Raw genomic sequence first — 13,358 nt, 5'->3', positions numbered from 1 at the left:
GTGCCCCGTTGGTGTTCACAGAAGATCACGGCGCGCTCTTCACTGCTGAGGTGTCGGTATCCAGTATTCATCGCAACAGCCTACCTCCGAAGGGGTCAGGTGTTGCACTTGAAAGTTGAGCCTAAGCCGCTGCGAAGTGTTAATTGAACACCTCAATGTACCACTTGGGTTTGATACGCCCGAAATCCTGACGGATATTTGATTTCAAGGTCTTTTTGGAATCCAACACCTTTGCCTGACCACCATCTCTGATAAACACGACCCAATGCCAGAATGGCTTGCCCCTTTCCATACGCCACTTAATAGCCATGAGGGCTTTGTCAGGAACGCGCTCCCATGACTCAAATGGTGTTTCCTGGGGCGACACCGAAATACCAAATTCCCGCAGCAGTCTCCGGACGTACGCTGTCTCCGACCAAAGCGACGCGTCTGCGGCGTGAATACACAAAGCGTTTGCCCTTCGCTTGGCCTCAGCATAGCTGACACCTGCTAGAGCAGCGCTTGCCGCAATACCACAACCGGTTGTTTCTTCCTGAATGACTGGTTCCATGCCTCTACCTATTAACGCGGGCCATCACACCCTTGTCGCGTGCATGGCATTGTTATGCAATGCCTCCCATTGCTCGGACGTTAGCCGGTATAGCCTCACCGGCCGACCATGAAATTCCAGCACATCAAAGCTGGAAAACCCTGATTTCTCGGCGACCTTTAGCGATGCAAGATCCTCGGGCTCTATGATCACTACCACTGAATTGAACAGTTTCTCTCCCAAAACATAACTCAGAACTGCTCTAGCCGCCTCAGATGCCAACCCTTTATTCCAATAGCGCTTGGCAAGGCGGTAGCCGAGGTTAATTTCCTCGACATCAGAGACCATTTCTGGTCCAGCTCGGCAGAATCCTATGAGTTCAGAATATTTCTTATCGATTAGTGCCCATGGCCCCACGCCATGTGACTCGTAACAGGATAAGCACCACTCAACGAACTGCCGGGTAGCGGTCTCATCAAAAACGCCACGAACCGAGTGCTTCATCACCTCAGGATCGCTCAGGATTTCCGTCAATTCAGGAACATCCTCCAGGGACATCCGCCGTAAAAACAATCTCAACGTTTCAAAACGTCTGCACCAGATCCTTCCTGTGTATAACGTTACACCTTGGTCTTCCCGCAGCAAGTTGGTGATACGATTTCGTCACGTTTCCGATCACGAATGGTGAAATTCATTTTTGCCAGCTATTGCCGTGATAACAAGCTCCCATAGTCTTCTATATCTCCCTTCGGATGCACTCTGTTACGCCCTTCAGATTTAGCCGCATACAAACGCCGATCAGCGCGTCCAAGCAGACCTTCCGGACTCGGGTCGTGATCACGAATGGTCGCGATGCCAATACTTACCGTGACCTGAAATTGAGCTTGTGGACCACCAAATGCATGAAAGGCAACAGCCTGGCACAACCGCTCGGCCAGTTGGCGAGCTGGGCCCAAACCAGTCTCCGGCAAGACTATTACGAACTCTTCGCCACCCAGTCTGGCAAAATGGTCACTAACCCGAATTTCGGGCGTTACAATCTGCACGAACTCCTTGAGCACTGCATCGCCAGTGGCGTGACCATAGCGGTCGTTGATCTGTTTAAAGTGATCAAGATCCGCGATTAACACGCTAAGTGAATGATCCAGTCGCCGCGCCCGACCGAACTCTTTTTCCAGGGCCTCCATTACCGCTCGGCGATTGGCGATTCCGGTGAGCGCATCGGTCTTCGACATGCGCCGCAACTCTTCGGTCATGCGATGCGATTCCGTCACATCACGGTAAAACCAGATACGCCCCCAATAGTCGCCTTCAGGACCGTGCAATCCGCGAGAGTGCCGTTCGAGGACTCTACCATCCTTCATGTCGACACGAACCCCGTGTTCCTCCTTATCCAGATCCACGTATAGCTCCATTACCTTTTCAACGAATCCCGAAGGATCTTGTAGTTGATCGACAACCGCATGCAGTGCCGCGTGCCCGTCACGGGCATTCATAACTTCCTCGGATATATCCCATATCTCCAGGAAACGGCGATTCCATGTCTTGATCCTGTTCTGGGCATCTACTACTACTATGCCGTCCAGTGATTCATCCAGATAGGCGCTCATCACGGTAGATTGATAGCGCGCTTCCAGTTCCAAGTTCACCTGGGCACTGATTTCGTTAGCCGTGCCAAGTAGTCGGATAACGTTTCCAGCTTCATCAAAAAAAGGTACCAGACTCGTCTGCCAGAAAGTTTTGCCAATGGGAAGGTCCAGTGACTCGCGATAAGTAGTGACGACCTTGCTCTCGACACAGCCGCGATACCTGGATTTCACCTCGACTGCCATATCGGGCGAGAGCAACTCATCGACACTACGCCCGGCCACCACACTGTGTTTCATCCCGGTAAGCTGTTCGTGACGAGCATTGATGGCCGCCAAACGGAACTCACCGGCCGAGGCCACATCAATCACAAAAGCCGCGACACCAAGGTAATCCAGCATTTGGCGCAGTTCATCGGGTTTCCGATTTTTACTGATGTCCTTCATCTCAACCCATACTCAGGTTCGCTGAACGCCATTTTACTTTCATTATGTGGTGTAACGCCCGCGTAAAGCGCGCGAGACACGAGCATCGCATTTGACGTGTTTGTTATATTTTGGATCTGTAGTGCTGGTATAAATCATAGATTTTCCTATACTCCTGTAGCCCCTCGGCAACCAACCCTCTAACCTTATCAGCGTTACCTGAACAGACACCCCGAGTCGCAGCCTGACCGATAGATTCTTCGCTCAAGGCAACGCTGACCAGCTCGGAAGGTGGCGGCAAACTACCTACTCGACGATATTCCGCTAAAACTTGGTCACTGAGATACCCAATAGTATTGATTTGCCCCTTGGCCAACGTCTCCAATACACGCAAAAGGTCATCGGCTAGATCTTCTTTGCATCCGAACTTCTCGATCTGGTAATACAAAGCCCAAAAGTCAGGGATTCTTTCGTCTACAGGCCCATCACCAGCAAAGCCCCCTGCATGCCTTTCCGCAAGGCTCAAAAGAAAACGGAATGTTTCAGTCCGAGCTGACTCCAACTCCGACATTGACCTTTCCGCATCGCGCTTGACCTGCTTCAGTTTGACGATATTTCCTGCTACAGAAAATTCTTGAACCTCGGAGGCAAAGGAGATAATCAAGCCGATAATGGCGAAAGCCACAATTAAACTGACAAATTCGGATCCCGACAATGCTCCGTCATCAAGAAGGTAAAACCCCATGGCAACGCTGGACAAAAACAGTATTAAACCGAGCACAGACAGGATGATTCGCAAACAGGAACTCCTTAAATGTAACAGTGAATGGACTGCCGTCACGATGATTCGATCACCGTGACGGCGGCATATCCACCGTCTCCGGCCTCGACCCCGCGGCTTTTGCTCGTTCTTTTGGGAGGTTACCGCGGGAGGGGCATGGGGGCCACCAAACCAATGAACACGCCGGAGCGCCCGCGACGACTGCGGGATGTCGTCGGTGATGTCATACGCACGCGGCGTTACGGCCCGGGAACCGAGAAGACCTACTGGTACTGGATCCGTTATTTCATTCGGTTCCACAACATGTCCCACCCCCGTGGACTCGGCGAGGCCGACGTACAGGCGTTCTTGACTTGGCTTGTTGTGGAGCGAGGGGTCGCCGCCTCGACCCGGAACCAGGCAGGGACCGAAGTGGAGCCGTCACACCGGCTCCACTTGGTTGGCATGCACACCTTTCTCCCGCGCTTAGCCCGGAAGCGTGAGAAACGCCGTGGCGATGGAGAAGTAGATCAGGATGCCGAAGAAGTCGGCGATCGAGGTGATCAGCGGCGCACTGGCGGCGGCCGGGTCCAGGTTGAACCGGGCCAGCCCGAAGGGCAGCAGCATACCGATCATGCTCCCCATGATCACGACGCAGAGCATGGCCAGGGAGACGATCATCGCCAGCTCCGTGCCGCCTCGCCACAGCCCGAGGACTGATACGGCAAGCGCCATGGTCGCGCCCAGCCCGATGGCCACACCCAGCTCCTTGCCCCACAACCGCAGCCAGTCCTTCATGCGCACGTCACCGGTGGCAAGCGCACGCACCATCAGAGTGGCGGACTGGGAGCCGGCGTTGCCGCCGGAGTCCACGATCAGCGGCAGGAAGAACACCAGCGCCACCACCGCCTCGATGGTCTCTTCGAAGTAGGCGATGGCAGTACCGCCGAAGACGTTGGCGAATACCAGCAGCACCAGCCAACCCACACGCTTGCGATAAAGCAGCGATGGCCGGGCGTCCTTGAGGCTGTAGTTCAGGGCGCTGACACTGGCCATCTTGTGGAAGTCCTCGGTGGCCTCCTCTTCCACCACGTCGATGACGTCATCCACGGTCACGATACCCAGCATCACCCCGGTGTGGTCCACCACGGGGAGCACTTCCAGGTCGTAGTGCTTCATGAGCCGCGCGGCTTCTTCCCGGTCCTCGGAAACCACGACGCTGACGGGGTCCTCCCGCATGACCTCCTCAATGCGCCGCCCGGGGTCACCGAGCACGAAATCCTGCAGGCGCACCCGCCCGAGCAGGGCGCCGCGGGTATCGACCACGAAGACGACATTGACCGTCTCTCCCGCCGTGCTGTGCTCGCGCACATGCTTCAGGGCGTGCTCCACCGTCCAGCCTGCCCGTACCGTCAGGAAGTTGGGCGTCATGATGCGCCCGGCGCTCTCCTCGGGGTAACCCAGCAGGCGCAGCGCCTCCTTGACGTTCTCTGGCGAGAGCAGTCGCAGCATGCTCTGGAGATCGTCCGGCTCCAGCCGCTCGAGCACGGCGGTGCGGTCGTCGGGTAGAAGGTGGTAGAGGATGAAGCGCCCAGCCTCGTCGTCCAGCCCCTTGAGGATGCCGATCTGCGTGGCCGGTGACGCGTACGCGAACACGGATGGGCGGCGATCCTGCGGTAGACGCTGCAGGAGGTCTGTCGCCTCGCCGGATTCCAGCTCGGTCAATACTTCTGCGATGTCCTGGACAGCCATCAGCTCCAGGTGGCTATCCAGGGCATCCCAGTGCTCGGCGCGGAGCAGTGAGATGGTTTGCTCGATGACTTCAGTCTTATCCATGGCCAATGGCCCTCTTGGATTGGTGGAAACGAACCAAGGCTTCAGCGCAGGCTGCACAAGGACACCGGACTAGAAGCTGGTGCTGAAACCGGCGACGAACAGGTTCTGGGCGTCGCTGTCGTCTCGGGAGGCGTAGGTGAGCGAGATCGTGCCCTGGTCCACCTCACGGCTCATGCCCAGCTCCCAGAATGCGGTGCCGCTTTCGTCGTCCGGGTCGTCATAACCCACCGCGCCATCCACGCTGACCCCGGGCATGAACTCGTGGCCCGCGCCGATGGCATAGACCACACTGCCCTCGGCATCGCGATCATGGGCATTGGTGATGTAGCCGATCTCCGCAAACACGGGGCCAACCGAGGCGCCGAGAATGGCTTCGCCCTCGTAGGTCTTACCGGAGTTCTCCGGCGTGGCGATGTACTCGTAGGCCAGTTCGAGATCCACCGGGCCGGCGGCGAAACCGTATCCCACGAAAGGAATGATCTCGGGGCCAACAAGGCCCTCATTGTCTCTGTCGCCGAGATTGGAAATCGCGGTGCCAGCGAAGAAGCCGGTGTGGTGGCTGTGCTCGAACGCGCCCTGCACCACGGCGTTGTTGCCGGAGCGGGACTCGCCGTTGTCGATGTAGTCGCTGAACACCCCGACGCTGAACTCGCCCTGGGCGCTGGCCACACCGCTGAAGCCCAACAGCAGGGCCGCGGCGGTGCAAGTGGTGATGGCATTCTGGTTCTTCTGGATCATGGTGTTGTCCTCTGATTCGAAACGTTCAGGGATCCAACCATGACCTGGGCACCGGGGCCCGATGGCCAGGTCATGGCGGATGAAGTCATTCGCGGATGGTACCCATCAAAGGGTCACCGGCAGCAACCACGCTGCCGTCATGAAGTACACGGCGAGCCCGCTGAAGTCCTTGATGGTGGTGATGAACGGGTCCGCGCCCGGCGCATGGTCTACACCCAGCTTCAGCAGCAGCCACGGCAGCAGAAAGCCGAGCAGACATGCGGTGGTGATGGCGAACATCAGCGAGATACCCACAACCACCCCGAGCATGGGGATGTCGTTGGGCGCACCCTGCCAGGCCCAGGCGATGATCCCGCCCAGCGTGGCAAGCACCAGGCCCATGCAGACGGCGACCTTGAGCTCCCGCACCATGTGTACACGGAAGAACTTCTTGAGGTCGATGTGGCCAAGGGCCAGGCCACGCGCAAAGATCGTTGTGGACTGGGTGCCCACGTTGCCACCCATGTCCATGATCACCGGGATGAAGATCGCCAGCGCCACAAGGGCCTCCAGCGCTCCCTCGAAGTGATCGATGACGCCGCCCACCATCATGCCACCGGCCAGGGTGACCAGCAGGAACGCCATGCGGACTTTGAGGGTGTATCCGATGGGGCCCAGGGTGAGCTTTTCACTGCGTACGGCGTCCTGGTGGTGCAGCACATCACCCACGCCCGCCTTCCAGTACGCATCCTCCGAGGCCTCTTCCTCGAGAATGTCCATGGCGTCGTCGAAGCGCAGCGCACCCACCAGCCGCTGGCTCTCGTTGACCACCGGCAGCAACGCCAGATCATGCCGCTGGAGAAGCCGCGCCGCCTGTTCCCGGTCCGTCTCCGAGCTCACCCGGATATCGCGCCCCTCCAGGAGCTGGTCCACCGTGGTCTCTTCGTCCGCACGCACCAGCGCCCCGAGGCGGACGAATCCGGCATAGCGGCCGCCAGAGCCGTCCACGAACACCACGGATGCGGCGCCGTCATCCAGGGGATAGGTTTTGACCTTGCGCAGCGTCTCGCCCGCAGTGGCTCCGGTGGGGACCCGGACGAAGGAATCCGTCATCACCCCGTCCACGGGTTCATTGACACGAGACTCCAGATTCCCGCTCTGGGTCACTTCGTTCAGTACAATTTCATTAGCCATGAATTTCGCTCCCATTAAGCAATGGATTTCCATGACCAACGGACGCTGCCTTTCTCTGAAAAAACCGAACCGGATTCTTCAGACAAAAACATCCCGTCAGCCGGTTTGAAAAAACCGCTGTCCAGTCACGGCGATGACACAATCACACGCAAACGCGCGCAATCAGCGACATCTTGCCGCGACGCTTCATTTCTGGGGAGCACCAGGCCATGTGCCGGCCTGGAAGGGATGCCGCGGCGCGGCAGGGGGCTTCAGGCGGGCACTACAGCCGGGCGCGATCCGCTCATGCGGATGTCCCCGGAGTTCCAAGATCGACTACTAGGGTCGTCCATCGGGTTTCTCTGTTACCTCGCTACATATTCTTCAGGCGGCGGGGATAATACTGTTGTTCGCTTACCGGCGCAACCCGGAGGTTTCTTTTCATTCGTTTTTCTATCGGGAGAATAACAAATCAATTTTGGCCTTGTTACGCACCCGTGGTCTGCGAACCGGATTTCGCTCTGGCGATGATTGACCGGACCGCTGCTCGTCCACGGGCAGTGATTTCCGGATCGCGGTAGAGCGTCGCCAGGTAGTTGGCCAACTCCAGAGGCGCGCACAATTCGAACGCCAGCTGCCCCGCGTCGATCAACGGGTCAAGCTCCTTGAGCCGCTGGGCAGCGATGATCTGATCCTCGATGAGCTCCAGCCAGGTCTGGTGCCCTCTGGCGACGGCGTCGTGAAGTGGGCCGGTCTGCGCGTCGAACTCCGCCAGTGCCTGGGCGAGGAAACACCCACCGGGAAATACGCCACGCTCCACATAGGAGAGATAGGCGTTGCACAGGCTCTCAAGCCGCGCCAGCCCCTCGGGGGCATTCAGCCCCGGCTGGAGCACCTCGCGCTGGAACACGGCTTCGGCCGCATGCAGTGTCTCTTCCTGAAGCCGCTGCTTCGACCGAAAGTGCGCGAACACCCCGCTCTTGCTGACACCAAGCTCCCGCGCAAGGCGCCCGATGGTCAGGCTGCCCAGCCCTTCGATGGAGGCAAGCCGCATGGCCGCATCGAGGATATGGGCGTGGGTCTGCTCGCCGTCCGAGCGGCGGCGCGGCCCGTCGTGGTCGCGATTACCGGTGGTCATTCTTGGCAAGATAGCACGCCTGTCCTATCAAGGATGGCGCATTCACCAATAATGTGTGAACAGCAGATGACGGCATGGATGCCTCGCCCGGAGTGAGGCTTCCTGCTGCCCTGATTCTCGCGCCAGACCTGGTCGGTGGCTTCACCACCGAGGATACGGAATACGCGCAGCGCACATCCAGAGCATGACGGACGGCGATCAGCGCGAGCACATGCGGGAGCGGCGTGGCAGCATGGGCGGCGAGCCCCGTTAACGGGATCAATTCCGGAAAGAGATGGAGACCTGACCCATGCATATCGCCATTGCTACAACCTGGGGACCGACGGACACCACCCGCGCCACGTTGCCGTTTCTTCACGCCCGGGCGGCCCGGGAACAGGGTGACGGCGTGACGCTGATGCTGCTGCACGACGCTGTACTGCTCGCCCGGGGTGATACGGCGCAGGACATCGTGGCGTTCGGCCCACCACCGCTTGGCCCGATCTTCGACGAGCTGGCAGCCGACCCGGAGGTCGCGATCTTCGTCTGTACGCCATGCGTCAAGGTACGCCGGATCGGAGATGACGATCTCCATCCCGATACCCGGCTCGGGACCCTTGGCGACTTTCACCGCGCCATCCGCGATAACAACGCAACAGTGGCCAACTACGGATGACCTCCACCGCGCCCCGCCCAGGGGCGCCCGGGCGAGGAAGCCGCCGGCCTTGACCTTCCAATTATTGGAAGGTTTAAGCTGCTCGTCCATTTGCAGATTCAGTGTTCGAGGCCATGGGCGTAAGCACAACATCAAGGTCAGACCGCGAAGCAAGCGTCGCCACCGAGGCAACAGCGGCCGGTGGTCACAGCTGGTTCATCGACGTCTCAGGAATGAGCTGCGCATCCTGCGTGGGCCGGGTGGAGCGTGCGCTCCAGGCGGTACCCGGAGTACTGGATGCGCAGGTCAACCTGGCTACTGAAAAGGCACACGTCACGCTGGAGCCCGGAACGGCAGACATCGCCGACGTGATCGCAGCCATTCGCCACGCCGGCTACGAGCCACGCACCGAAACCGTGGAGCTCGCCGTCGGCGGCATGAACTGCGGCGGCTGTGTGAGCAACGTCGAGGGCAGGCTCGGCCAGGTTCCGGGGGTAGAACACGCCACCGTGAACCTGGCCACCGGCAAGGCCACCGTCGAGGTGGTGGCCGGTACGGCGACGCCGCAGGACCTGATCACCGCCCTTGGGGAACGCTACCCCGCCAGCCGCATTGATGACGCCGGAGCCCATGCGCGCGAGGCCGGCAGCCGGCACGGCGACGAAGCGGAACGGCTCAAACGCTCCCTCTGGGTGGCGGCGCTGTTCACCGTGCCGCTGTTCGTTCTGGACATGGGGGCAATGCTCATCCCGCCGCTGCACGATGTCCTGCACGCCGCCGTCGGCCAGCAGAACCTTTACTACCTGTTCTTTCTGCTGGCCAGCGTGGTCCAGTTCGGCCCCGGGCTGCAGTTCTACCGCAAGGGCTGGCCCGCGCTGACCCACGGCGCACCGGACATGAATTCCCTGGTGATGATCGGTACCAGCGCTGCCTGGGGCTACTCCGTGATTGCCACCTTCGCGCCGCAGGTGCTGCCGGCAGGGACGGTGCACGTCTACTTCGAGGCATCGGCGGTCATCATCACGCTGATCGTGTTCGGGCGCTACCTCGAGGCCCTTGCCAAGGGGCGCACCGGCGAGGCCATCCAGCGCCTGCTGAGCCTGCAGGCGAAGACCGCACGGGTGCAGCGCGGCGGTGACACCGTGGAGGTAGGTATCGACCAGGTGGTGACCGGCGACGTGGTCGTCGTCCGCCCCGGGGAGAAGATCCCCGTGGACGGCGAGATCGTCGACGGCAGCTCCTGGATCGACGAGTCCATGGTCACGGGCGAGCCGATCCCCGCGCAGAAGGAGGCCGGCAGCGAAGTCATCGGCGGCACGATCAACCGCACTGGCAGCTTCAGCTTCCGCGCCACCAAGGTGGGCGCCGACACACTGCTGGCACAGATCGTACGGATGGTCGAGCAGGCCCAGGGGTCCAAACTGCCCATTCAGGCCCTGGTCGACCGTTTCACCGGTTACTTCGTGCCCGCAGTCATGGTGGTAGCGGTGGTGACCTTCACCATCTGGCTGCTTGCCGGGCCGGTGCCCGCCCTGACCTTCGCCCTGGTGAACGCCGTCGCGGTACTGATCATCGCCTGCCCCTGCGCCATGGGGCTCGCCACCCCCACCTCCATCATGGTGGGAACCGGGAAGGCGGCCGAGATGGGCGTGCTGTTCCGCCGCGGCGAGGCCCTGCAGACCCTGCGCAACGCGGACACCATCGCCCTGGACAAGACCGGCACGCTGACCCGTGGCCGCCCGGAGCTCACGGATCTGGAGCTCGCCGCCGGGTTTGACCGCTCCGAGGTACTGGCCCTGATCGCCTCGGCGGAACAGCGCTCGGAACACCCCATCGGTGAGGCGCTGGTGGCGGCCGCCCGCGCAGCCGGCGTCACGCTTCAGGAACCGCAAGCCTTCCACGCCGAACCCGGCCGCGGCATCACCGCGCAGGCCGGTGAACGAACTGTGCAGGTCGGATCGGCACGGTTCATGGAGGAGCTCGGACTGGCTCCCGATGTGTTCAGCGACACCGGCGCGCGGCTGGCGGACGAGGGCAAGACGCCCCTATACGCGGCGATCGACGGCCAGCTCGCCGCCGTGATCGCCGTAGCCGACCCCATCAAGGAGTCCACCCCGGCGGCGATCCGGGCGCTGCATGCGGAAGGCCTGCGGGTGGCGATGATCACGGGGGACAACCAGCGCACGGCCGCAGCCATTGCCCGGCGCCTGGGCATCGACGACGTGGTGGCGGAAGTGCTGCCCGCCGGGAAAGTGGACGCTATCAAGGCGCTTCAGGCCGACGGCGCCCGGGTTGCCTTCGTGGGCGACGGCATCAACGACGCCCCGGCCCTGGCGCAGGCGGAGGTGGGTATCGCCATCGGCACCGGCACGGACATCGCCATTGAGTCCGCGGAGGTGGTGCTGATCTCCGGCGACCTGCGCAACGTGCCCAACGCCATCGCGCTGTCCCGGGCCACGATCCGCAACATCAAACAGAACCTGTTCTGGGCGTTCGCCTACAACACCAGCCTGATTCCGGTGGCGGCGGGGGTGCTGTATCCGGCCTTCGGCCTGCTGCTGTCACCGATGTTCGCGGCATTCGCCATGGCCGCATCCAGTGTGTGCGTGCTCTCCAACGCCCTGCGGCTGAAGCGTTTCCACCCGCCAATGACGGGGGACAGCGACAGCGACGGACGCGTCACCCCCAGCGCGCCCTCGCGCGCGGTTTAGACTGGGCGGCCGCAAGGTGGACGGTCTGGACGCGCGCGCTGGTGCGGGCGTGTGATCCGCACCTGGCCCGAGCGGAATGGCTCGGGCCAGGCCGGAATGACGTCCCGCGGCGCAAGCGCGTCGTGAGCGGATCACATCGCCCCGCCCCGGCCCGCCACCATCACTGATCGAGGAACTGGCCCAGAAGGTCGTAATCGCCGATGGGGTAACCGCTTCCGCTGTCGTACAGAGAAAACTCACCGCAGTCTGCACTCGCATCTGCGAGGTCCGCTTCGTACTCGCTGTCACCGGCCGTCATCGTCACAAGGCCTCTGTCCGCGTCCTGCCCCGGCTCAAGCGGACCACCGACGCACGTGCCATCGAAGAACTCCTCCCTACCGGCTTGGCCGGTGGTCACCGCACCGTCCATGAAGGGCGACGCGAGTTCCATGTCGATGACGTCGTCAACGTCCGTACCGATGTGCGAGTTCCGCAGGATAGCGTGAACCTCGTCGCCATCCCCCAGATCGGGAAGCTGAACGTCAAGGGCGATGGCAATGTAACTCTCGACGCCATCCTCACCCGGCTCGCTCCCCACGTGCACATTCCCCCTGTGATCCTCACCATCGATGTTGACCTGGAGGGGGTCATCGTCGCTGGGTTCCGGTTGTGCCCACTCCATCTCGAAGTCTTCGTAGGTCGTGACTGCGACCCGCTTCTCGTGCTGCGAGTCCGTCTCCGTGACTTGCGTCACCTCGCCATGGAAACGCACAGCCACGTCTCGCTGGCTGAGCATTTCGACGCAATAGCCGTCATCCTCGTTGGTGGTCCAGGTCGAGGTGATCTCCTTCGTGCCGTCATCCCCGAACGACACCTCTTCCTCCACCTCGACCGAACCGTTTGGCTGGCCGACGCAGTCCCCCTCTACGGTCTCGCTCCCGTTCGATCTGTTCTGCTGCGTCACTTCCTCGAACGAATCGATGGCCGTCTCAAGGAGATAGGCGAAGTAGGCGAAATCCATCGCCAGCGCCGCGTCGTCACCGTCCGTCAGATCTGCGGTGTCCTCCAATTCGACCTCGCCGTCATAGACGTCCTGGGCGCGAACAATGTCCAGATCAATCTCGTCGCCCCCGTTGCTGCTGCTACCTCCGTTGAAACACCCCGTCGTCCCGAGCGCGATTGCCAGGATCCCCGCTGTCGTTATGCTCTTCTTGCGCATACCGCCTCCTACCCGATTGTTCCCTTTTGTATTTCCCATGTTTTCGGCACCCGAAAATTAGCGTACATGACCTTACGTTGGCCTTACAAAATCCGGGAAGCCGGCAGCACCGGGAGATGCCATCACCCACGTTCGCATGAATGCGATCACTCCCGCTGCCGCACGTGAATGACGACGTCGAACACGCCCGCGCGAGCGGTGTAATCTGAGGGGGTCAGGCGACAAGGAGTGGATCATGAATATCGGTGAAGCAGCCCGCGCCTCTGGAATCAGCGCCAAGATGATCCGATACTACGAGAGCGTGGGACTCGTGGGGCCGGCCGTTCGAAGCGACAACGGCTACCGCGTCTACAGCAACGCCGAAGTGCACATGCTGCGCTTCATCAGGCGCGCCCGGGATCTTGGCTTCTCCACCACGCAGATCGAGCAGCTCGTTCGCCTGTGGCGGGATCAGGGCCGCTCAAGCGCCGAGGTCAAGCGCGTGGCACAGGAGCACATCGACGAACTGCAACAGAAGATCAGCGAGCTCGAGGAGATGAAACGCACCCTGGAGCACCTGGCCCGGCACTGCCACGGGGATCAGCGCCCAGAGTGCCCCATCATCGACGACCTGGCAGGAGGCCGGTCAGGTTGAGGACAATGCGACGCAT

General features: G+C 61.0%; 12 protein-coding genes and 1 pseudogene. 4 read left to right on the top strand and 9 right to left on the bottom strand.

Annotation, left to right across the window (positions count from 1 at the left end; genetic code table 11):
- Positions 1-139: 139 nt before the first annotated feature.
- From ACNSTU_RS13545 to ACNSTU_RS13530, 4 genes are all read right to left on the bottom strand, one after another.
- Positions 140-550, bottom strand: coding sequence for a hypothetical protein (locus ACNSTU_RS13545; RefSeq protein WP_418212472.1), 411 nt, complete (start codon positions 548-550; stop codon positions 140-142).
- Positions 551-574: 24 nt separating this feature from the next.
- Positions 575-1,102 (bottom strand): GNAT family N-acetyltransferase, encoded by a 528-nt coding sequence (locus tag ACNSTU_RS13540; protein WP_418212475.1) that lies wholly within the window; start codon positions 1,100-1,102, stop codon positions 575-577.
- Positions 1,103-1,233: 131 nt separating this feature from the next.
- Positions 1,234-2,562, bottom strand: a complete 1,329-nt coding sequence (locus ACNSTU_RS13535) for a diguanylate cyclase (RefSeq protein WP_418212471.1) — start codon at positions 2,560-2,562, stop codon at positions 1,234-1,236.
- Between the two features lie 103 nt (positions 2,563-2,665).
- Positions 2,666-3,340, bottom strand: a complete 675-nt coding sequence (locus tag ACNSTU_RS13530; protein ID WP_418212470.1) for a hypothetical protein — start codon at positions 3,338-3,340, stop codon at positions 2,666-2,668.
- Positions 3,341-3,367: 27 nt separating this feature from the next.
- Here ACNSTU_RS13530 and ACNSTU_RS13525 point away from each other — a divergent pair.
- Positions 3,368-3,712 (top strand): annotated as a pseudogene (locus tag ACNSTU_RS13525) (site-specific integrase); the annotation flags it as partial.
- 75 nt (positions 3,713-3,787) lie between these two features.
- On the opposite strand, the gene mgtE reads toward ACNSTU_RS13525, so the two are convergent.
- The 4 genes from mgtE to ACNSTU_RS13505 form a co-directional block, all read right to left on the bottom strand.
- Positions 3,788-5,137: a magnesium transporter gene (gene mgtE, locus ACNSTU_RS13520; RefSeq protein WP_290632675.1), complete on the bottom strand. Its 1,350-nt coding sequence runs from the start codon at positions 5,135-5,137 to the stop codon at positions 3,788-3,790.
- A gap of 69 nt (positions 5,138-5,206) precedes the next feature.
- A complete protein-coding gene (locus ACNSTU_RS13515) occupies positions 5,207-5,875 on the bottom strand; it encodes a TorF family putative porin (protein WP_290632677.1) in 669 nt (222 codons plus the stop codon).
- 105 nt (positions 5,876-5,980) lie between these two features.
- Positions 5,981-7,048 carry a magnesium transporter gene (locus ACNSTU_RS13510; RefSeq protein WP_418212469.1) on the bottom strand — a complete coding sequence of 356 codons (1,068 nt, stop codon included), beginning with the start codon at positions 7,046-7,048 and terminating at the stop codon, positions 5,981-5,983.
- Positions 7,049-7,514: 466 nt separating this feature from the next.
- Positions 7,515-8,165 carry a TetR/AcrR family transcriptional regulator gene (locus ACNSTU_RS13505; RefSeq protein ID WP_290633745.1) on the bottom strand — a complete coding sequence of 217 codons (651 nt, stop codon included), beginning with the start codon at positions 8,163-8,165 and terminating at the stop codon, positions 7,515-7,517.
- Between the two features lie 289 nt (positions 8,166-8,454).
- On the opposite strand from ACNSTU_RS13505, the gene ACNSTU_RS13500 reads away from it, so the two are divergent.
- Both ACNSTU_RS13500 and ACNSTU_RS13495 read left to right on the top strand, forming a co-directional pair.
- Positions 8,455-8,820, top strand: coding sequence for a DsrE family protein (locus ACNSTU_RS13500; RefSeq protein ID WP_290633741.1), 366 nt, complete (start codon positions 8,455-8,457; stop codon positions 8,818-8,820).
- A gap of 113 nt (positions 8,821-8,933) precedes the next feature.
- Positions 8,934-11,510, top strand: coding sequence for a heavy metal translocating P-type ATPase (locus tag ACNSTU_RS13495; RefSeq protein WP_418212468.1), 2,577 nt, complete (start codon positions 8,934-8,936; stop codon positions 11,508-11,510).
- A 160-nt stretch (positions 11,511-11,670) separates the two neighbouring features.
- Here ACNSTU_RS13495 and ACNSTU_RS13490 read toward each other — a convergent pair whose 3' ends face one another.
- A complete protein-coding gene (locus tag ACNSTU_RS13490; RefSeq protein ID WP_418212467.1) occupies positions 11,671-12,708 on the bottom strand; it encodes a hypothetical protein in 1,038 nt (345 codons plus the stop codon).
- Between the two features lie 235 nt (positions 12,709-12,943).
- On the opposite strand from ACNSTU_RS13490, the gene cueR reads away from it, so the two are divergent.
- Positions 12,944-13,342 carry a Cu(I)-responsive transcriptional regulator gene (gene cueR, locus ACNSTU_RS13485; RefSeq protein ID WP_290636924.1) on the top strand — a complete coding sequence of 133 codons (399 nt, stop codon included), beginning with the start codon at positions 12,944-12,946 and terminating at the stop codon, positions 13,340-13,342.
- Positions 13,343-13,358: the final 16 nt, after the last annotated feature.

It is taken from the genome of Aquisalimonas sp. APHAB1-3 (assembly GCF_048323695.1).
In the GTDB taxonomy this organism is placed as follows: Bacteria; Pseudomonadota; Gammaproteobacteria; order Nitrococcales; family Aquisalimonadaceae; genus Aquisalimonas.
The sequence above is the reverse complement of the archived record's forward strand: the minus strand, read 5'-3'. Positions and strand labels throughout refer to the sequence as shown.